Raw genomic sequence first — 18,474 nt, forward strand, 5'->3', positions numbered from 1 at the left:
CGCGTCCTATTGATCCATGTAGACATGGGTCTCGGCCGTCGCGCCGGGATGGGTCACCGCCCCCCAGCGCGCCCCGCCGACAAGCTGCGCGTATTTCCACAGCGCGCCCGAGGCATAGTCGGTCCTGCGCGGCCCGGCCCAGTCCGCCTTGCGCGCGGCCAGTTCCTCATCGCTCAGCGCCACGCTGATTTCGCCCTTCACGGCGTCCAGCGTGATCATGTCGCCGTCGCGGATCAGCGCGATGGGACCGCCATGCGCCGCCTCGGGGCCGACATGGCCGACGCAGAAGCCGCGCGTCGCGCCCGAGAACCGGCCGTCGGTGATCAGCGCCACCTTCTTGCCCATGCCCTGCCCCGACAGCGCGGCGGTGGTGGCCAGCATCTCGCGCATTCCCGGCCCGCCCGCGGGACCCTCGTTGCGGATCACGATCACCTCGCCCTCGCGATAGTCGCGGTTCTGGACGGCGGCGAAGGCGTCCTCCTCGGATTCGAAGACGCGGGCGGGGCCGGTGAAGACCTGCTCCTGGGGCGCCATGCCGGCGACCTTCACGATGGCCCCGTCGGGCGCCAGGTTGCCGCGCAGGCCCACCACGCCGCCGGTCGGGCTGAGCGGCGCGTCGACCGGATGGATCACCTTGCCGTCGATGGCGCGGTCGACCAGGTCCAGCTCCTCGCCGATGGTCCGGCCGGTGGCGGTGATGCAATCCTCGTGGATCAGTCCGGCGCGGCGCAATTCGCGCATCACGACCGGCACGCCGCCCGCCTCGAACAGGTCCTTGGCGACGTAATCCCCGCCCGGCCGCAGGTTCACGAAATAGGGCGTGTCGCGGAAGATGTCGCAGACGTCGAACAGGTCGAAGGCGATCCCGGCCTCATGCGCGATGGCCGGCAGGTGCAGCCCGCCATTCGTGGACCCGCCGGTGCAGGCCACCACCCTTGCGGCGTTTTCCAGCGACTTGCGGGTCACGATGTCGCGGGCGCGGATGTTTTGCTCGATCAGCCGCATCACCGCCTCGCCCGAGGCCAGCCCATACTGGTCGCGGCTTTCATAAGGTGCGGGGGCCCCCGAGGAATTCGGCAGCGCCAGCCCGATCGCCTCGGAGACGCAGGCCATGGTATTCGCGGTATATTGCCCGCCGCAGGCCCCGGCCGAGGGGCAGGCGACGCGCTCCAGGATCTCCAGTTCCGCATCCGACATGTTGCCGGCCTGGTGCTGGCCCACGGCCTCGAACACGTCCTGGACCACCACGTCGCGGCCGTTCAGCCGCCCCGGCAGGATCGAGCCGCCATAGATGAAGACCGAGGGCACGTTCAGCCGCACCATCGCCATCATCATGCCGGGCAGCGACTTGTCGCAGCCCGCAAGCCCGACCAGCGCGTCATAGCAATGGCCGCGCATGGTCAGCTCCACCGTGTCGGCGATGGCGTCGCGGCTGGCCAGGCTTGACCGCATCCCCTCATGCCCCATGGCGATGCCGTCGGTGACGGTGATCGTGGTGAATTCGCGCGGGCAGCCGCCGGCCTTCTTGACGCCCTGCTTGACCGACTGCGCCTGCCGGTTCAGCGCGATATTGCAGGGCGCGGCCTCGTTCCAGCAGGTGGCGACGCCGACCCAGGGGGAATGGATCTCCTCCTCGGAGATGCCCATCGCATAGAAATAGCTGCGATGGGGCGCGCGGGCCGGCCCTTCGGTGACATGGCGGCTGGGCAGCCGCGACTTGTCGAAACGCAGATTCTTCATCGTCACCCCCTGTCCACACCCTATACGGGAATAGACCGGGGCAGGCGGCGGGACAAGCCTCAGGCGACCAGAGCGTCCAGCCTTGCCGCGCAAATGAAGTCGTTCTGCGTCAGCCCCTTGGCCTCGTGCGTGGTGAAGGCCACCTCGCAATAGCCCCAGCCGAAGGCGATGTCGGGATGGTGGCCCTGCTTGTTGCCCAGCCAGGCGGCCAGGTTGGCCATCTCGACCGCCTTGGCGAAACCCTTGAATTCGAATCGGCGGCGGATCGTCGTGCCGTCATCGGACAGCACCCAGCCCTGCAGCTGCTCCATCAGCGCCTGCGCCTCGTCGCGGCTCATCGGGTCCACGCCGCCCTTGCAGGGCTCGCAGCTCTGGCTGGCTAGGTCGGTGGTCATCGCATCCTCCTTACGCGGCATCCTTGGGCGGGTATTTCGGCGCGTGCAGCCCCAGGCGGCGCGCCTCGGCAATGTCGGCCAGCAGGTCGCGCCGTGCCGCCGCGAACAATTCGTCCAGATCCTCTATCACGAAATAGACCGGCTGGTGAATGTCGATGCGATAGGGCGTGCGCAGCATGTCGATCACGTCGAAGGGCCGATGCTCGGGACCATCCGACAGCGACCAGGGCAGTTCCGTCACCGAGCTGGCCAGCCCCGATCCCAGCGCCTTCAGCGCCCCATCCTCGCGCAGCAGCCCGAATTCGATCGAGAACCAGTAGAGCCGGATCAGCCAGCTGTAATCGGCCTTGTCGCAGCGCGTCCCCGCCTCGCCGATGGCCTGGGAAAAGGCGGCGAAGGCCGGATCGGTCAGCAGCGGCGTATGGCCGAAGATCTCGTGGAAGATGTCCGGCTCCTCGATATAGTCGAAATGCTTGCGCTTGCGGATGAAGCTGGCGGCGGGGAAGGTGCGTTCGGACAGCATCCCGAAGAACCGCCCGAAGCCGATCAGCGCGGGCACCGGCTGCACCCGCCAGCCGGTCAGCGCGCCCAGCTTCGCCGAGACGTCGGGGCATTGCGGCACCCGGTCGGCGGGCAGGTCCAGAAGCTTCAGCCCGTTCAGATAGGGCCGCGCCATATGCGCGCGCACGGCCGGCAGCTGCCGGGCGACCAGATCGCGCCAGACGGCGTTTTCCTGGTCGTCATAGGCGATGAACCCCTGCGCATCGGGGGTCTTGGCTTCGTATTCGGTCGATTTGGGCATCCCGGATCCTCCTTTCCGCAGATCTTTCGATCATACCAGATTCAGCGGAAATTTCTTGCCCATCGCGGCAGGGATGCGATGATAAGGGGCAGATTTCACCTGAATTTGTCCATATGCGGGAATGCGATGCCCGAGCTTGACGATACCGACCGCCGGCTTCTGCGACTGTTGCAGCAGGACGCCACCCTGTCCACCCAGGCGCTGGCCGAGGCCGCGGGCCTGTCCAGTTCCCCGGCATGGCGGCGGGTGCGCCGGCTGATGGACGAGGGCGTGATCGCGCGGCAGGTGGCGCTGGTGCCGCCCGCCAAGGCCGGGATGCACGCGATGGCCTATGTGCAGGTCTCGCTTCTGCAACATACCGAGGACACGCTGGCCCGCTTCGACCGCTTCGTGCAGACCGAGGACCAGGTCGTCGAATGCGCGACGATCACCGGCAGCTCGGACTATCTGCTGAAGATCGTCGCCCCCGACCCCGAGGGGCTGGAGCATTTCATCATGCGCCGGCTGCTGGCGCTGGGGATCGTGCGCGGCACGCAGACGAATTTCGTGCTGCGGCAGACGAAATACTCGACCGCCATGCCGGTCTGAGCGCGCGCGCCCGCGCCGTCACAGCAGCGGCGAGGCCAGCGCCAGCAGGTTGTTGCGCAGCCGCCGAAGGAAGCTCCATTCGCGGACCTCCTGCAATGTGATCTCGCGCGAGCGGGCGATATAGCTTTCCTGCCGCCGGTCCAGGTCGGCGACCAGGTCGCCGTCGAAGACGGCCATGTTGATCTCGTAGTTCAGCTCGAAGCTGCGGCGGTCCAGGTTGGAGCTGCCGATCATCGCCATATGCCCGTCCACGGTCATGATCTTGGAATGCGGCAGTCCCGGCTGGAACAGCATCAGCCGCACCCCGGCGCTGAGCAGCCCGTAATAGAACCCCTGGCTGGTCGAGCCGACGACCAGGGAATCGTTGCGCGCGGGCAGGATCATCGTCACCTTCACCCCGCGCCGCGCCGCCGCCCGGATCGCCGCGTCCAGCGCGTTGTCGGGCACGTAATAGGGCGTGGTGATGGTCACGCTCTCGCGCGCGGCATGCAGCATTCCCGACAGGCAGTCCGACATCGTGCCGGCCCGTAGATCCGGCCCGGTCGCCACCACCTGCGCCACCATGCCGGGCGCGCCCGCGGCCCCGACCGGCACCAGCATGTCGCCCAGGTCGCGGCCGGTATAGCTCATCCAGTCGGCCAGGAAGACCGCCTGCAGCTGGCGCACCGCGGGCCCCTCGACCGAGACGAGGATGTCGATCCAGGGCGCGAAGCGCGGCTTGATCGCGAAGGCCATGTCGGCGCAGTTGCGGCTGCCGGTGATCGCCAGCCGGTTGTCCACGACCACCACCTTGCGGTGATTGCGCAGGTCCAGCCGCCGAAACAGGATGCTGATGAAGGGCAGCCCCCAGGGAAAGGCGGTCACGCATTCGGCGCCGGCCTCCTGCATCTGGCTCCACAGATGCGAACGGACCAGCGCCCGCGATCCCAGCGCATCCACGATCAACCGGCAGGCGACGCCGCGATGGGCGGCGCGCATGATCGCATCGGCCACCTTCGTGCCGCTCTCGTCGGGCAGCCAGATGTAGAACAGCAGATGGACATGATCCTGCGCGGCATTGATGGCGTCGACCATCCGCTCGATGGCCGCGTCGCTTTCCTCCAGCAGGCGGATGCGGTTGCCGCCGACCGCGTTCATGCCGCCCACGGCGAAATTGGCGGCGATCACCTGGCTGGCATGGGCGGGCGGATCGGTCAAGACATGCGGGCTGGGCTGGCGCAGCCCGGTCAGCCGGTCGCGCGCATCGGCCATGCGCTGCACCTCGGCCTGGTTCATCCGAACCTCTCCGAACAGCAGATAGGCGATCATGCCGGCCATCGGCACGGCCTCGATCACCATGATCCAGGCAAGCCGCACCGAGGGCTCCATGCGCGGGCGCAGCAGGACGCGGGCGATCAGCGCAAGCGTCGCGACGGTATGAAACAGAACGAAGCTGGATGGCCACATCCGGGCATCATTCCCGCCCGCCGCGACAATTGCAATTCCCCCCCGCCCGGCCTATCTGGGGGGCTGACACAGCAGAGGCCGCCCGCGAATGAACTGGATCACCAACTACGTCCGCCCGCGCATCAACTCGCTGTTCTCGCGCCGCGAGGTGCCCGAGAACCTGTGGACGAAATGCCCCGAATGCGGAACCATGCTGTTCCACCGCGAGCTTTCGGACAACCTGAATGTCTGCACCAGCTGCGACCACCACCTGCCGATCAGCCCCCGCGCGCGCTTCGCCGCGCTGTTCGACGGCGGCGCCTTCGTCGAGGTGAAGGTGCCCGAGCCCCTGGCCGACCCGCTGCAGTTCCGCGACCAGAAGAAATATCCCGAGCGGATGAAGGCCGCGCAGAAATCCACCGCCGAGAAGGAGGCGATGCTGGTCGCCGAGGGCGAGATGGGCCGCACCCCCGTCGTGGCGGCGGCGCAGGACTTCAGCTTCATGGGCGGCTCCATGGGCATGTATGTCGGCAATGCCATCGTCGCGGCGGCCGAACGCGCCGTGGCGCTGAAGCGCCCGCTGGTGCTGTTTTCCGCCGCCGGCGGCGCGCGGATGCAGGAAGGCATCCTGTCGCTGATGCAGATGCCCCGGTCCACCGTCGCGGTCGAGATGCTGAAGGAAGCCGGCCTGCCCTATGTGGTCGTGCTGACCCACCCGACCACCGGCGGCGTCACCGCCTCCTATGCCATGCTGGGCGACATCCATATCGCCGAACCGAACGCGCTGATCTGCTTCGCCGGGCCGCGGGTGATCGAGCAGACCATCCGCGAGAAACTGCCCGAGGGCTTCCAGCGCGCCGAATACCTGCTGGAACACGGGATGCTGGACCGGGTGACGCACCGCACCAGGCTGCGCGACGAGCTGGTCTCGATCCTGCGGATGCTGACGCTGCAACCCGCCCCGGTGGCGGGCGACCTGCCGGCCCCGCCCGCCGCCGAAGCGGCGCCCGAAGCCGAACCCGCGCCCGCCGAGGAACCCGCCCCGCAAAAGGCGGACTGACCCGCTTTCCACCCATCGGGGGGCGAAGCCCTGAAGACCCCGTCGAGGGGTCGTCAGGGCTGGGGGACAGGCCCCCGGCCCCCACCGCCATGGTGCCCTCATGACCGCCCCCACCCCTGTTCCCGCCAGCCATTCCGACGCCATCCTCGACCGGCTGATGGCGCTGCATCCCAAGATCATCGACCTGTCGCTGGACCGGATGTTTCGGCTGCTGGCGGCGCTTGGCCATCCCGAGCGCGACCTACCGCCGGTGATCCATGTCGCCGGCACCAACGGCAAGGGCAGCACGCAGGCGATGATCCGCGCCGGGCTGGAGGCCGGGGGCGCGCGCGTCCACGCCTATACCTCGCCGCATCTGGCGCGCTTCCACGAACGCATCCGGCTGGCCGGCCAGCTGATCGCCGAGCCGCATCTGGCCGCGCTGCTTCAGGAATGCGAGGCCGCGAATGCCGGCCAGCCGATCACCTTCTTCGAGATCACCACGGCCGCCGCCCTGCTGGCCTTCGCCCGCACGCCGGCGGATTACACGCTGCTCGAGGTGGGCCTCGGCGGCCGGCTGGACGCCACCAATGTCGTGGACCGGCCGCGCCTGACCGTCATCACCCCGGTCAGCATCGACCATACCCAGTATCTGGGCGAGACCCTGCCCCGGATCGCGGGTGAAAAGGCCGGGATCATCAAGCCGCGCATCCCCTGCGTGGTCGGCCCGCAGCAGGACGAGGCGCTGCGGGTGATCGAGGCCCGCGCCTCGGGGCTGACCGCGCCGCTTCTCGTGCATGGCCAGCACTGGATGGCCGCGCCCGACCGCCAGGGCATGGTCTACCAGGACGATCACGGGCTGTGGGACCTGCCGCTGCCGAACCTGGTCGGCCCGCACCAGGTCCAGAATGCCGGAACCGCGCTGGCCGCCCTGCGCCAGCTGGGCGCGACCGAGGCGCAGGCGCTGGCCGCCGTCACCCGCGCCGAATGGCCCGCCAGGATGCAGCGCCTGACCCGCGGCCCGCTGGTCGCCGCCGCCGGTGCGCAGGCGGAACTGTGGCTGGATGGCGGCCACAACCCGGCGGGCGGCGAGGCGCTGGCCGGAACACTGGCCGGCCTGCCCGACCGGCCGACGCATCTGGTCTGCGGGATGCTGAACACCAAGGATGTCGCCGGCTACATGCGGCCCCTGGCCCCCCATGCCGCCAGCCTGACCGCGATCGACATCCCCGGCGAGCCGAACACCCTGCCCGCCAGCGACACCGCCGCCTTCGCCGCGGCCGAGGGCATGACCGCGACCACCGCCGCCAGCGCCCGGGAAGCCGTCACCCGCATCGCCCAGGCCGAACCCCGCGCCCGCATCCTGATCTGCGGCTCGCTCTACCTTGCCGGCCGCGTGCTGCGCGACAACGGCTGACCCCCGCCGCCCCTTCATCTTGGCAAAAATATCCCGGGGGGTGAGGAGCGCCCGGAAAAAGGTCCGCTGGACCTTTTTCAGCGACGAACGGGGCGGAGCCCCCAAAGCGGGACGGGGGGCAGCGCCCCCCTTCTTCCCGCCTGAGCCCGCTCAGCCTCCCTGCCGACCCCAGCCGGCATCCTGCATCTCGCGCAGCCGGCTGGCGGTGCGCTCGAATTCGAAACTGCCCTCGCCCTCGTTATACAGCTGCTCGGGCTCGTCGGCGGCGCTGGCGACCAGCCGCACCCTGGCCTCGTAAAGCGCGTCGATCAGGGTGACGAAACGCTTGGCCTCGTTATAGTTCGAGATCCCCAGCCGCGGCACCGCGTCGATCAGCAGCATGTCGACCCGGCTCGCCAGCTCCAGGTAGTCCGCCGGGCCAAGCGGCTGGCCGCACAGTTCCCAGAACCCGGCCCGCGCCACCCGCCCGGCCATCGCCGCCAGCGAGAAGCTGCGCCCCTTCATGGCGATCTCGGCCGGCGCGGGGGCGGCGCCGCCGGTCGCCTCGTCCCAGATCGCGTCCAGCGCCTGATGCGCGACGGCGTCGGCGGGCACGAACCAGACCTGGCCGCCCTGCGCGCGGCCCTGCCGGTGGTCGGTCTGGCTGTCCAGGCAGACCACCGCCATCCGCTGCCGGATCAGATCGATGAAGGGCAGGAAAAGCTGGCGGTTCAGGCCGTTCTTGTACAGTTCCTCGGGCGCGCGGTTCGAGGTCGTGACCACCGTCACCCCCCGGTCGAACAGCACCTGGAACAGCCGCCCGACGATCATCGCATCGGCGATGTCGGTGATCTGCATCTCGTCGAAACACAGCAGCCGGACCTGCGCGGCCACCTCCAGCGCGACCGGGCGGACGGTATCCTGCTCGCCGCGCCTGCGCGCCGCCTCCAGCCCGGCCTGGATCTCCTGCATGAATTCATGGAAATGCACCCGGCGCGCCGGCACCGGCGCGGCCTCGGCCATCAGGTCCATCAGCATCGACTTGCCGCGCCCGACGCCGCCCCACAGATAGAGGCCCTTCGCCCCCTCGACCGGCGCCGCCTGGCCGCGCCCAAGCAGCCCGCGCCAGCCGGAACGCGGGCGCGCCGGCGCGGGCAGGACCGCCAGATCGCCGATCACGCGGTCCAGCTGCGGCAGCACGGCCTGCTGCGCGGCATCCGCGCGGATCCGCCCCTCTGCGACGCGCTGCCGATAGAGTTCTGACACCTTGCCCATGAAACGCCACCTGCCACAGGCCGAAAGCCGACCGCAAGGGGGATTGTCTGGACCGCCCGGCCATGCAAGATCTTCCCGGGCAAGATCTTCCCGGGCCAGTCGCGGCCCGTCCCAGCAGGAAATCCCATGCCCTCTGCCCGTCCCGACCTGATCGCCCGCGTCCCGGTCCTGTTCGTCATGGCGGCCGAGGCCGAATACGGCCCGCATCTGCGCGCCCGCATCAACCCGCTGATGACCGGCGTCGGCCCGGTCGAGGCGGCGGTGCAGCTGACCGCGGCGCTGGCCGGCATGACTGACCGGCCGCGACTGATCGTGTCGCTGGGATCGGCGGGCTCGGCGCGGCTGGAACAGGCCGAGGTCTACCAGGCCAGCGCGGTCGCCTATCGCGACATGGACGCCTCGGCGCTCGGCTTCGAGAAGGGCCGGACGCCGTTCCTGAACCTGCCCGCGCGGATCGAGATGGGCCATGCCATTCCCGGCGTGGCGCGGGCCAGCCTGTCCACCGGCGCCAATATCGTCAGCGGCAACGCCTATTGGTCGATCGACGAGGACATGGTCGACATGGAAACATTTTCCCACCTGCGCGTGGCCCAGCATTTCGGCATTCCGCTGATCGGGCTGCGCGGGATCTCGGACGGGGTCGAGGAATTGCAGCGCATCTCAGACTGGACGCAATATCTGCACGTGATCGACGAAAGGCTGGCCGGGGCGCTGGACCGGCTGGAAACGGCGCTGACCGATGGCGCCCTGACCCTCTGATAGCGTCGGACAGCCGGCCGCGCGCTTGTCCTTGCGGGTCCCCGCGCCTAAACCGGGGACGCAAGCAATCGGGGCAGACAGATGGCACGCCGCACGACGATCCTGGAAGACCGGCCCACCAGCAGGCGCGTCGGCGCGCTGCGGGCGCTGTGGCCCTTCGTGCGGCCCTATCGCCGGCAGGTCCTGCTGGCCTTCCTGGCGCTGGCGCTGACCTCGGGGATCAGCCTGATCCTGCCGCTGGCCGCGCGCCGGGTGGTGGACAATTTCGACGACGGCGCCGGGCTGCTGGACGAATATTTCGCCGCCGCGCTGGGGATCGTCGCGCTTCTGGCGCTGGGAACGGCGCTGCGCTACTACTTCGTCACCCGGCTGGGCGAGCGCGTCGTCGCCGACATCCGCAAGGCCGTCTTCGGCCGCGTCATCCGCCTGTCGCCCGGCTTCTTCGAGCGCATCATGACCGGCGAGATCCTGTCGCGCATCACCACCGACACGACGCTGATCCAGTCGGTGATCGGCTCCTCGCTGTCGCTGGCGCTGCGCAACGCGATGATCCTGGCGGGCGGGCTGGCGATGCTGGCCGTCACCTCGGTCAAGCTGATGGGCTTCGTGCTGCTGATCGTGCCGGTCATGCTGCTGCCGATCATCATCTTCGGGCGCAGGCTGCGGCGGCTGTCGCGGGCCAACCAGGACTGGATCGCGGCGTCCTCGGGGGCGGCCTCGGAAAGCCTGCTGGCCGCGCAGACCGTGCAGGCCTATACGCACGAGGCCCGCAGCGCCGCCCGTTTCGACGGCGTGACCGAACAGTCCTACGACGTCGCGCTGGCCCGCATCCGCACCCGCGCCATGATGACCGCCATCGTGATCTTCCTGATCTTCGCGGGGGTGATCGGCGTGCTGTGGGTGGGCGCGCGCGACGTGCAAGAAGGGGCGATGACCGCCGGCCAGCTGGTGCAGTTCGTGATCTATTCGATCCTCGTCGCCAGTTCCGCGGGCGCGCTGTCCGAGATCTGGGGAGAGTTGCAGCGCGCCGCCGGCGCGACCGAGCGGCTGGCCGAGCTGCTGACCGCCGAGGACGCGCTGAGCGATCCCGCCCAGCCCGTTGCCCTGCCCCGCCCGGCCAAGGGGCGCATCGCGCTGGAAGGCGTCACCTTCCATTATCCGACGCGACCCGATGTCTCGGCGCTGGAGGGCGTGGACCTGCTGATCCAGCCGGGCGAGACGGTGGCGCTGGTCGGGCCCTCGGGGGCGGGCAAGACCACGGTGATCCAGCTGATCCAGCGCTTCTGGGACCCGCTTTCGGGCCGCATCACCCTGGACGGGATCGACCTGCGCGACATGCGCCGCGACGATTTCCGCCAGGAACTGGCGCTGGTGCCGCAGGATCCGATGATCTTCGCCGCCTCGGCGCGGGAAAACATCCGGCTGGGCGCGCCCGAGGCCAGCGACGTGCAGATCGAGGCCGCCGCCCGCGCCGCCCATGCCCATGACTTCATCTCGGCCCTGCCGCAGGGCTATGACACGCCGCTTGGGGAACGCGGGGTGATGCTGTCGGGCGGCCAGCGCCAGCGCATCGCCATCGCCCGCGCCATCCTGCGCGACGCCCCGGTGCTGCTGCTGGACGAGGCGACCAGCGCGCTGGACGCCGAATCCGAGGCGCTGGTGCAGGCCGCCGTCAGCCGCCTGGCCGAGGGCCGCACCACCATCGTCATCGCCCACCGGCTGGCGACGGTGAAGAAGGCCGACCGGATCGTGGTCTTCGAACATGGCCGCATCGTGGCGCAGGGCACGCATCGGCAGCTGGTGGAGCAGGACGGCCTCTATGCCCGGCTGGCGCGGATGCAGTTCATGGACGGCGCGCAGCTGGACGCAGAGGCCGAGCCCGCCTGACGGGGCGCCTCAGCCGCGCGGGGCGGCATAGACGGCGGCCCAGAAGCGGGTCTTGCCATCCGCCCCGATCGCCTGGCCGATGCCATAGTCGCGGACCTGCGGGATCAGCATGTTGGCGCGATGCCCCTGCGAGCCGTTCCACTCGGCCAGCACCCGCTCGATCCCGTAGGGGCCGGCGGCGATGTTCTCGGCCGTGACCGAGGGCTGGTAGCCAAGCGCCTTCACCCGGTCCGAGGGCCCCTTCGTGCCGCTGCCGTGATGGGCCATGCGGCCGCGTTCGGCCATGTCGCAGGCGTGGCGCGCGGCGGCCCGTGCCAGGGCCGGGTTGGGCTGGACCGGCGGCAGCCCGGCGCCGCGCCGCACGGCATTGGTGGCCTGCGCCCCGGCGGCGTTCTGGGCCGCGCTGGTCGCGGTGCAGGTCGGCTTGCCCGCCGCCGTCGCCTGGATGTCGTTGTCGCTGAACCGCGTCCCCGGCTTGACCATCTCCCCCTGGGTTTCCGGCTGGGCGCAGGCGGTGACAAGCACCGCGCAGCCTAGCGCGGCAAGGGTCTTGAGCGGGGTCGGCAAAGGCATGGCTGCTCCTGAGAGGGTGACGGTCTGGTGTTGGGGGGAAGCTAGAAGCCCTTCCCGGACGATACAATCACAGGTTGCTGAAACTCTTAGTGATCGGCGGGGTTTCGCGGACCATCTTGCCGCTTGCGGAACGGAACCCGCTTCCCTTAGCCTGCATTTCAACAGCATTGGCCAGCCGAAAGGACATCACATGGCAATCTGGGATTTCGTTAAAGATGCAGGCAAATCAGTATTCGGCAAGGCGGAAGCCGCCCAGCCCGCGGCCCCGGCGGCCACCCCCGCTGATGCGCCCAAGCCCGCCGCGCAGGACGACACCCAGCGCAAGGTCGATGCGCTGAAGGCCGAATTGCGGGCGCTGGGACTGGGCGGCAAGGACGTGCATCTCACGCTGCGTGGCGATACCGTGAAGATCGAATCCCGCGGCGCCGACCGCGAGACGATGGAGAAGCTGGTCCTTGCGGTCGGCAATATCGAGGGCATCGCCAAGGTCGAGGCCGAGCTGCCCGAGGAGCCGGTCTTCCATACCGTCCAGAAGGGCGAGACGCTGTCGGCCATCGCCAAGAAGCATCTGGGCGACGCGAACAAGTACAACGCGATCTTCGAGGCGAATCGGCCGATGCTGACCCATCCCGACAAGATCTATCCCGGCCAGGTGCTGCGCATCCCCGCCGGCTGAACCGGCGCGTAAGTGACGCTGCGGGCGCGACGATCTGACGCCGCGTTTCGATCCGGGGCAAGTGCTTGGCTCTTGCCCCGTTTCCGACCTTTGTCCCATTGTGTCGAAACAGGGAGCGGGGCCGGCCAAGGCTCTGAAGGGAGAAGATCATGGCTCGATTCAACAACAGCGAAGACCTCAAGCGCGTCGAGGCCGAAATGGCCTACGAAGCGCGCGACCTGCCGAAGACGATCTACGGCTTTCTGTCTCGCACGGCGGAACGGTTTCCCGACCGCCCGGCCCTGACCTTCCAGCTGCTGTCCGGCCCGCGCGACCACGCCACCACGCTGAGCTGGCGCGAGCTGCGCGAGCGCGTGACCGAGACCGCGAACCTGCTGCGCAGCCTCGGCATCGGGCCGAAGGACACGGTGGCCTACATGCTGCCCAACAGCGTCGAGACGCCGGTGGTGCTGCTGGCCGGGGCGACGGCGGGCGTGGTCAGCCCGATCAACCCGCTGCTGGATCCCCAGCAGATCGCCGGCATCCTGCGCGAGACGAAGGCCAAGGTGCTGGTGACGCTGAAGGCCTTCCCCAAGACCGACGTCGCGCAGAAGGCCGCGCAGGCCGTCGCCATGTGCCCCGACATCACCCATGTGCTGGAGATCGACCTGAACCGCCACCTGCGCGGGCTGAAGCACTACATCGTGCCGCTGGTCCGGCCCAAGGTGACGATCGCCCATCAGGCCAAGGTGCTGGATTTCGAGGCCGCCTCCAGCGCGATGAACCACGACCGGCTGGATTTCGAGGATGTCCAGGAAGACCGCATCGCCGCCTATTTCCACACCGGCGGCACCACCGGCACGCCCAAGGTGGCGCAGCACAAGTATTCCGGCATGATCTATAACGGCTGGCTTGGGGGAACGCTGCTGTTTGACGAGACCGACGTGCTGATGTGCCCCTTGCCGATGTTCCACGTCTTCGCCGCCTATCCGATCCTGATGTCCTGCATCGCCTCGGGCGCGCGGGTGGTCATGCCGACGCCTGCCGGCTATCGCGGCGAGGGCGTGTTCGACAATTTCTGGAAGCTGATCGAACGCTGGCAATGCACCTTCCTGATCACCGTGCCGACGGCGATCTCGGCGCTGATGCAGCGGCCGGTGAACGGCGACGTCTCGACCCTGCGCACGGCGATCTCGGGCTCGGCGCCGCTGCCGATCGAGCTTTACAACCGCTTCAAGCAGGCCACCGGGGTCGAGATCGCCGAGGGCTACGGCCTGACCGAGGCGACCTGCCTGGTCAGCTGCAACCCGCCCGACGGGATGAAGAAGGTCGGCTCGGTCGGCCTGCCGCTGCCCTATACCCATGTCCGCATCCTGCGCCATGACGAGGCGGGCAATGTCCATGAATGCGCCACCGACGAGGTCGGAGAGATCTGCGTGGCCAATCCCGGCGTCTTTCCCGGCAGTACCTATACCGAGGCCGACAAGAACCACCGCCTGTTCGCCGAGGACCGCTATCTGCGCACCGGCGACCTGGGCCGGATCGACCCGGACGGCTATCTGTGGATCACCGGCCGCGCCAAGGACCTGATCATCCGCGGCGGCCACAATATCGACCCGGCCGAGATCGAGGACGGGATGCTGTCCCATCCCGCCGTCGCCTTCGCCGGCGCCATCGGCCAGCCCGACAGTTTCGCGGGCGAGCTGCCCTGCGTCTATGTGGAGCTTGTCGCCGGCGCCGAGGTCTCGGTCGAGGACCTGGCCGAACATGCCCGCAGCCATATCCACGAACGCGCGGCGATCCCGAAACATATCGAGATCCTTGCGGAACTGCCCAAGACCGCGGTCGGCAAGATCTTCAAGCCCGACCTGCGCCGGCTGGCGATCAGGCGCGTCTATGACGAGGCGCTGGAGGGCACCGGCGCCCGCGTCGCCGAGGTCTACGAGGACAAGAAACGCGGCCTCGTCGCCCGCCTCTCGCGCCAGGGCGAGGTCGACGAGGCCGCAGTCCAGCAGCGCCTGGGCGAGTTCACGCGACCGTGGGAGTGGTCGTGATTGCGGCATTTCCACCGCTTCGGTGATACCCCAGCGTGCTAATTGCCTTGCGACCGGCACGGGCAGCGATTACGAGTTCTTAAGCTTTCAAGTGTACTAGATTGCCCATATTATCCGAGGCACCATGTTGAACCTGAACGACGACACGGACGATCTTGTCCTGCTGGAAAATGCTCTCGTGGTGCCGCCGGGTCCGGAAACCAAAAGCAAATGGCAACCGTCCGGCGTTCTCGACGGCTCCGGCGCCCTCGTCGAGAATTCAATCAGCTGGTCGACCAGCCAGAGCAAGGTTAACAACCCGCCCGAGATGCCCGCGCCGAAAACCGTCAAGGATATCTCGGGAACATATATGTTCGCGGGCATTTCCTATGGGCATTTCGGGCATTTCATTACCGAAAGCCTGTCGCGTGTCTGGGCGCTTGATGAATTGCGCGACAAGATCGACGGGCTGATCTTCACCCCGAAATTCCAGATGAGGGACAATCTTCGGCCTTTCGAAGTCTATCGGGAAATCCTGGATGCGATGGGTGTCGATCTTCCGATCATCTGCCCTGACGGGCCGGTTCGCGTCTCGAAGCTCTATGTCCCGAAACAGGGTTTCGGCCTGGGCGACCTGATCGGCGGCAGCGAGAAATTCCGCAGCTATATCCAGAAATATGCCGGCAGCAGCATCCCTTCGAAAGGTGCCGAGAAGATCTACATCTCGCGCTCTCGCCTTCCCAGCGGGCGGGGCGGCCTGCTTGGGGAAAGCAAGCTGGAGGAATATCTGACGGCCGAAGGATACGAGATCTTCCACCCGCAATATGAGACGAAACAGGACCAGCTGAGCCAATACAAGGCGGCAAGGAACATCATTGCGGTGGACTGCTCGCCCCTGCATCTGGTGGGCTATGTCGGCAATTCCGATCAGCGGGTCGGGATCCTGACCCGGCGCAGCATGGATTTCGGCAAGATGTTCACCCAGCAGCTCAGCCTGTTTCGTGGCATCGATTGTCATGTCATCGACGCATTGGTGAATGACTGGCTTCCGGCCAATTCCAATCGTCCCAGCCGCAGCTCTTTCGGCGAGGTGCGGTTCAGCGAAATGTATCGGCAGTTGAAAGCCGCTGGCCTGATCGAAGGCACGACGCCATGGGAAGACCTGACACAAGAAGAACGCGACGCCGATCTGGCGCGGATCGCCGAAGCGCACAAGCTGGCATTCAAGCCGTTCAAGCCGGATGAGAGCTATGCCTGACCACCACCGGGCCTGACGACCTGGCCCGACCCCGATGAGGGGCGCCCTCGGGCGTCCTGTCTATCCTCGGCCAATCCGCAGATCAGGTCGATCGCCGCATCGCCCACCTTCACGCCGACATGACCCTCGGTGATCAACGGAACCCTGGTCGGGTCTGCGGTCGCGATATCCGCAAAGACCTTGCTGTATCGGCAGCCGGATGCATGGGCATTGCCCAGGAAATCGCCCCAGCGATGCAGTTGCGTCTGCACCGAGCCAACCTCGATCACATGGGCGTCCGGCCTTGCGAACATCATGTTGGCGAAGAATGCGCCATGCACCGATCCGATCACATCGGCAGCGTGAACGGCGGCGATCTGTTCATAAGGGCTCATGTGTTCAAAGAACATCTGCACGAAGCCCAGTTCGCGCAGCCGGGCAATCAGCCGATCCTCGCCCACCATAAGCCGCTTCTTCTGCACCACATCACTGCTGTTGTCGCGGCTGACCCAGATGCGCCTGGGCATCCGGGCAAGGTCCTCGGGGCGGATCATCGACAGCGCCCGTTCTCTCATCCGGCGCAGGGAAATATCGAAACTGTTCTTGAAGACGAATTTTCGCCGCTTGATATGCGCGCCCAAACGCTGCCAGCCGTCATCCTTGCCGGTATCGCTCAGCGGCAGGGTCAGGCGCGGATCGCCATTCGAATAGATGCAATGGCGGAAATTGAAGGGAATGATCGCACGATCATAAGAGGCGCGGCGCGACGTGAAGCTGATGCGATCCACCAGTTCGGGAAAGAAGGTGCGGATGAAACGGTCCGAAAAGCCCGATGGATCGTCGTTGCGGCAATGGATGACGATATCGGAACCTGCATCGGGATCGGCATAGGTCAGCTGCGGCAGGGTCTCGGTCATGAAGTGATAGTAATTGGTCCGGTTCCGGCACTCGATGCCAAGCGGGACCCGCGACGGATCGGCCGGGTCTACCGGCAGATCCAGCCGAACCTTTTCCTGCGCCGCGAAAAAGAACCTGTTCGTCCGCCGAAATGCCACGCCGCTTTCGTTATGCTTGAAATAGCGCGCCAGGACCCGATCCCCGGCGGCGCCGTTCAGCAGGCATTTCCCGGACAACTCGGCGACGCCGTTACGGAAAACGACATTCTCGGCCACCATGGGAACGGTGTTGATCTCGAATATGACCGGCTCGATATCCGTCCAGCGGGTTTCGATATTCTTCTGGATCACCTTCTGGATACGGGGAAACTCGCTGCAGGCATATTGCCGCACGCGGGCGCCCGGAACGCGGCGGAGAAACCAATCCGGAGCCTCCTGGAAAGCCAGCCCGTCGTCCTGGCCGGGGATGAAGAAATAGTCCTCTGGCAGGGTCTGCCATTTCTTGGGCGCAGCTTGGTTCATCTTGGCTGGGATCCAGATTGCCGGTTCGTCACCGTGATAGCATCACAGGACCGGCAGCTACAGACCAGTCGGCAAAACGCCCCCTCAGCCCGCCAGCACCGCCCGGCCGCGCGCAACCAGCCCCTGCAGGTCGGCCAGGCTCTGTTCGCCGAACAGCGCCTCGTCCCCGGCGATGAAGGTCGGCGTGCCCGCCAGCCCCATATGGTCGGCCAGCTCCAGCGAGGTGCCGATATGGCGGGTCACGCTGTCGGCCTCCATGTCGCGGCGCAGCTTCGCCTCGTCCAGCCCGACCCGGCGCGCGATGCGCATGACCGAGGCTTCCTGCGCGCGGTCCTTCATCCCCATCAATGCCGCGTGGAACTGCCAGTACTTGCCCTGCTGCAACGAGGCCAACGAGGCGCGCGCGGCAAAATCCGACCCCTCGCCGAAGACCGGCACCTCGCGATAGACCACGCGCAGCTGCGGGTCCGAGCCGATCAGCCGCTGCACCACCGGCATCATCGTCCGGCAGAAGGGGCAGTTGTAGTCGAAGAACTCGGTCAGGGTGATGTCGCCCTCGGGATTGCCCAGGACCGGTGCGGTGGGGTCGCGCTCCAGCGCCTCGCGCAGCTCTTCCGGCATCGGGTTGGGACGGTCCACGCCCTGGGCGAAAGCCGGCAAGGCGGGAACCCCCAGCGCGGCGCCGCTGGCAAGGAAAAGACGGCGGGTGGGCATGGCAGGTCCTTTCGGATGGGAGACGTCCGCCAGAGTTAACGCACCGAGAACACATGCGCCAACCGAGATATATGCGCCGCAGGGTCACGATGCCGTCAGCCCGGCCCTGCCCGCCGATCGGACCCGGCAGAGGCAGGCGGCGGAAATGCCCCGCCGTTTCAAGGCGCTTGCCATCTGGCCGCTGCATTCCGAAGCGGCAGCGGGGTCGCACATGGCCCGCGACGACCGGCAGCTTCGCGCCCGCCGTGCCGGTTTCCTTTGGTTTTCGGGCGATTCGGGCGCATCTTGGGGTGGTGAATCCGCGACCCAGACAGCCGAAAGGAGCCCCCATGCCCCGTCGCGCCTATGCCCCCCTCGCCCTTGCCGCGGCCCTGGCGCTGGCCGTGCCGGCCTTCGCCCAGCAATCCGGCGGCAGCACCGCGCCCAGCGCCGAACCCGCCGTCCAGACCACCCCCGCCACCGTCAAGCCCGCCGGCGGCTCGGGCTGCCTGCGCGGCGCGAAACAGGCGATGTCCTGAGGACAACGGATCTGCAAAGC

Annotated in this window: 17 protein-coding genes; 9 read left to right on the forward strand and 8 right to left on the reverse strand. The window is 67.6% G+C overall.

The genetic code is table 11. The features are described 5' to 3' along the window. Window positions 1-6: 6 nt before the first annotated feature. The 3 genes from ilvD to phhA are packed head-to-tail and all read right to left on the reverse strand — an operon-like array spanning window position 7 to window position 2,937. Window positions 7-1,740, reverse strand: a complete 1,734-nt coding sequence (gene ilvD, locus C9E82_RS13430) for a dihydroxy-acid dehydratase (protein ID WP_119898352.1) — start codon at window positions 1,738-1,740, stop codon at window positions 7-9. Window positions 1,741-1,799: 59 nt separating this feature from the next. After that, entirely contained in the window at window positions 1,800-2,135 is a 336-nt protein-coding gene (locus tag C9E82_RS13435) for a 4a-hydroxytetrahydrobiopterin dehydratase (RefSeq protein WP_119898351.1), read from the reverse strand. A gap of 10 nt (window positions 2,136-2,145) precedes the next feature. Further along, window positions 2,146-2,937, reverse strand: a complete 792-nt coding sequence (gene phhA / locus C9E82_RS13440; protein ID WP_119898350.1) for a phenylalanine 4-monooxygenase — start codon at window positions 2,935-2,937, stop codon at window positions 2,146-2,148. Between the two features lie 126 nt (window positions 2,938-3,063). On the opposite strand from phhA, the gene C9E82_RS13445 reads away from it, so the two are divergent. Further along, the gene (locus C9E82_RS13445; RefSeq protein ID WP_119898349.1) at window positions 3,064-3,525 is read left to right on the forward strand and encodes an Lrp/AsnC family transcriptional regulator; all 462 of its coding nucleotides are present in this window, start codon (window positions 3,064-3,066) and stop codon (window positions 3,523-3,525) included. An 18-nt stretch (window positions 3,526-3,543) separates the two neighbouring features. Here the strand turns inward: C9E82_RS13445 and cls are convergent, their stop codons facing one another. Continuing rightward, window positions 3,544-4,971, reverse strand: coding sequence for a cardiolipin synthase (gene cls, locus C9E82_RS13450; RefSeq protein ID WP_119898348.1), 1,428 nt, complete (start codon window positions 4,969-4,971; stop codon window positions 3,544-3,546). A gap of 88 nt (window positions 4,972-5,059) precedes the next feature. On the opposite strand from cls, the gene accD reads away from it, so the two are divergent. Both accD and C9E82_RS13460 read left to right on the forward strand, forming a co-directional pair. After that, complete coding sequence (gene accD / locus C9E82_RS13455) at window positions 5,060-6,010, forward strand: acetyl-CoA carboxylase, carboxyltransferase subunit beta (protein ID WP_122449303.1); 951 nt, start codon at window positions 5,060-5,062, stop codon at window positions 6,008-6,010. A 100-nt stretch (window positions 6,011-6,110) separates the two neighbouring features. Beyond that, complete coding sequence (locus C9E82_RS13460) at window positions 6,111-7,406, forward strand: bifunctional folylpolyglutamate synthase/dihydrofolate synthase (RefSeq protein ID WP_119898303.1); 1,296 nt, start codon at window positions 6,111-6,113, stop codon at window positions 7,404-7,406. Window positions 7,407-7,556: 150 nt separating this feature from the next. Here C9E82_RS13460 and zapE read toward each other — a convergent pair whose 3' ends face one another. Continuing rightward, the gene (zapE, locus tag C9E82_RS13465) at window positions 7,557-8,660 is read right to left on the reverse strand and encodes a cell division protein ZapE (protein ID WP_119898302.1); all 1,104 of its coding nucleotides are present in this window, start codon (window positions 8,658-8,660) and stop codon (window positions 7,557-7,559) included. A 126-nt stretch (window positions 8,661-8,786) separates the two neighbouring features. On the opposite strand from zapE, the gene C9E82_RS13470 reads away from it, so the two are divergent. Next, window positions 8,787-9,419: a 5'-methylthioadenosine/S-adenosylhomocysteine nucleosidase gene (locus C9E82_RS13470; RefSeq protein ID WP_119898301.1), complete on the forward strand. Its 633-nt coding sequence runs from the start codon at window positions 8,787-8,789 to the stop codon at window positions 9,417-9,419. An 81-nt stretch (window positions 9,420-9,500) separates the two neighbouring features. Then, window positions 9,501-11,306: an ABC transporter transmembrane domain-containing protein gene (locus tag C9E82_RS13475; protein ID WP_119898300.1), complete on the forward strand. Its 1,806-nt coding sequence runs from the start codon at window positions 9,501-9,503 to the stop codon at window positions 11,304-11,306. A gap of 9 nt (window positions 11,307-11,315) precedes the next feature. Here C9E82_RS13475 and C9E82_RS13480 read toward each other — a convergent pair whose 3' ends face one another. Continuing rightward, window positions 11,316-11,879 carry a CAP domain-containing protein gene (locus tag C9E82_RS13480; RefSeq protein WP_240643547.1) on the reverse strand — a complete coding sequence of 188 codons (564 nt, stop codon included), beginning with the start codon at window positions 11,877-11,879 and terminating at the stop codon, window positions 11,316-11,318. 190 nt (window positions 11,880-12,069) lie between these two features. On the opposite strand from C9E82_RS13480, the gene lysM reads away from it, so the two are divergent. From lysM to C9E82_RS13495, 3 genes are all read left to right on the forward strand, one after another. Further along, complete coding sequence (lysM, locus tag C9E82_RS13485; protein WP_119898299.1) at window positions 12,070-12,555, forward strand: peptidoglycan-binding protein LysM; 486 nt, start codon at window positions 12,070-12,072, stop codon at window positions 12,553-12,555. A 149-nt stretch (window positions 12,556-12,704) separates the two neighbouring features. Next, window positions 12,705-14,588, forward strand: coding sequence for an acyl-CoA synthetase (locus tag C9E82_RS13490; protein ID WP_119898298.1), 1,884 nt, complete (start codon window positions 12,705-12,707; stop codon window positions 14,586-14,588). Window positions 14,589-14,715: 127 nt separating this feature from the next. Further along, window positions 14,716-15,825, forward strand: a complete 1,110-nt coding sequence (locus C9E82_RS13495; protein WP_183154078.1) for a glycosyltransferase family 61 protein — start codon at window positions 14,716-14,718, stop codon at window positions 15,823-15,825. Here the strand turns inward: C9E82_RS13495 and C9E82_RS13500 are convergent. Together C9E82_RS13500 and C9E82_RS13505 are read right to left on the reverse strand one after the other, a co-directional pair. Then, window positions 15,816-17,222 carry a glycosyltransferase family 61 protein gene (locus C9E82_RS13500; RefSeq protein WP_119898296.1) on the reverse strand — a complete coding sequence of 469 codons (1,407 nt, stop codon included), beginning with the start codon at window positions 17,220-17,222 and terminating at the stop codon, window positions 15,816-15,818. The genes C9E82_RS13495 and C9E82_RS13500 overlap by 10 nt on opposite strands. An 84-nt stretch (window positions 17,223-17,306) precedes the next feature. Next, window positions 17,307-17,936 carry a DsbA family protein gene (locus tag C9E82_RS13505; protein ID WP_119898295.1) on the reverse strand — a complete coding sequence of 210 codons (630 nt, stop codon included), beginning with the start codon at window positions 17,934-17,936 and terminating at the stop codon, window positions 17,307-17,309. Window positions 17,937-18,265: 329 nt separating this feature from the next. Here C9E82_RS13505 and C9E82_RS13510 point away from each other — a divergent pair, with 329 nt between their 5' ends. After that, window positions 18,266-18,454: a hypothetical protein gene (locus C9E82_RS13510; RefSeq protein ID WP_119898294.1), complete on the forward strand. Its 189-nt coding sequence runs from the start codon at window positions 18,266-18,268 to the stop codon at window positions 18,452-18,454. Window positions 18,455-18,474 lie beyond the last annotated feature (20 nt).

This window comes from Paracoccus sigandri (assembly GCF_003709565.1).
Lineage (GTDB): Bacteria > Pseudomonadota > Alphaproteobacteria > Rhodobacterales > Rhodobacteraceae > Paracoccus > Paracoccus siganidrum.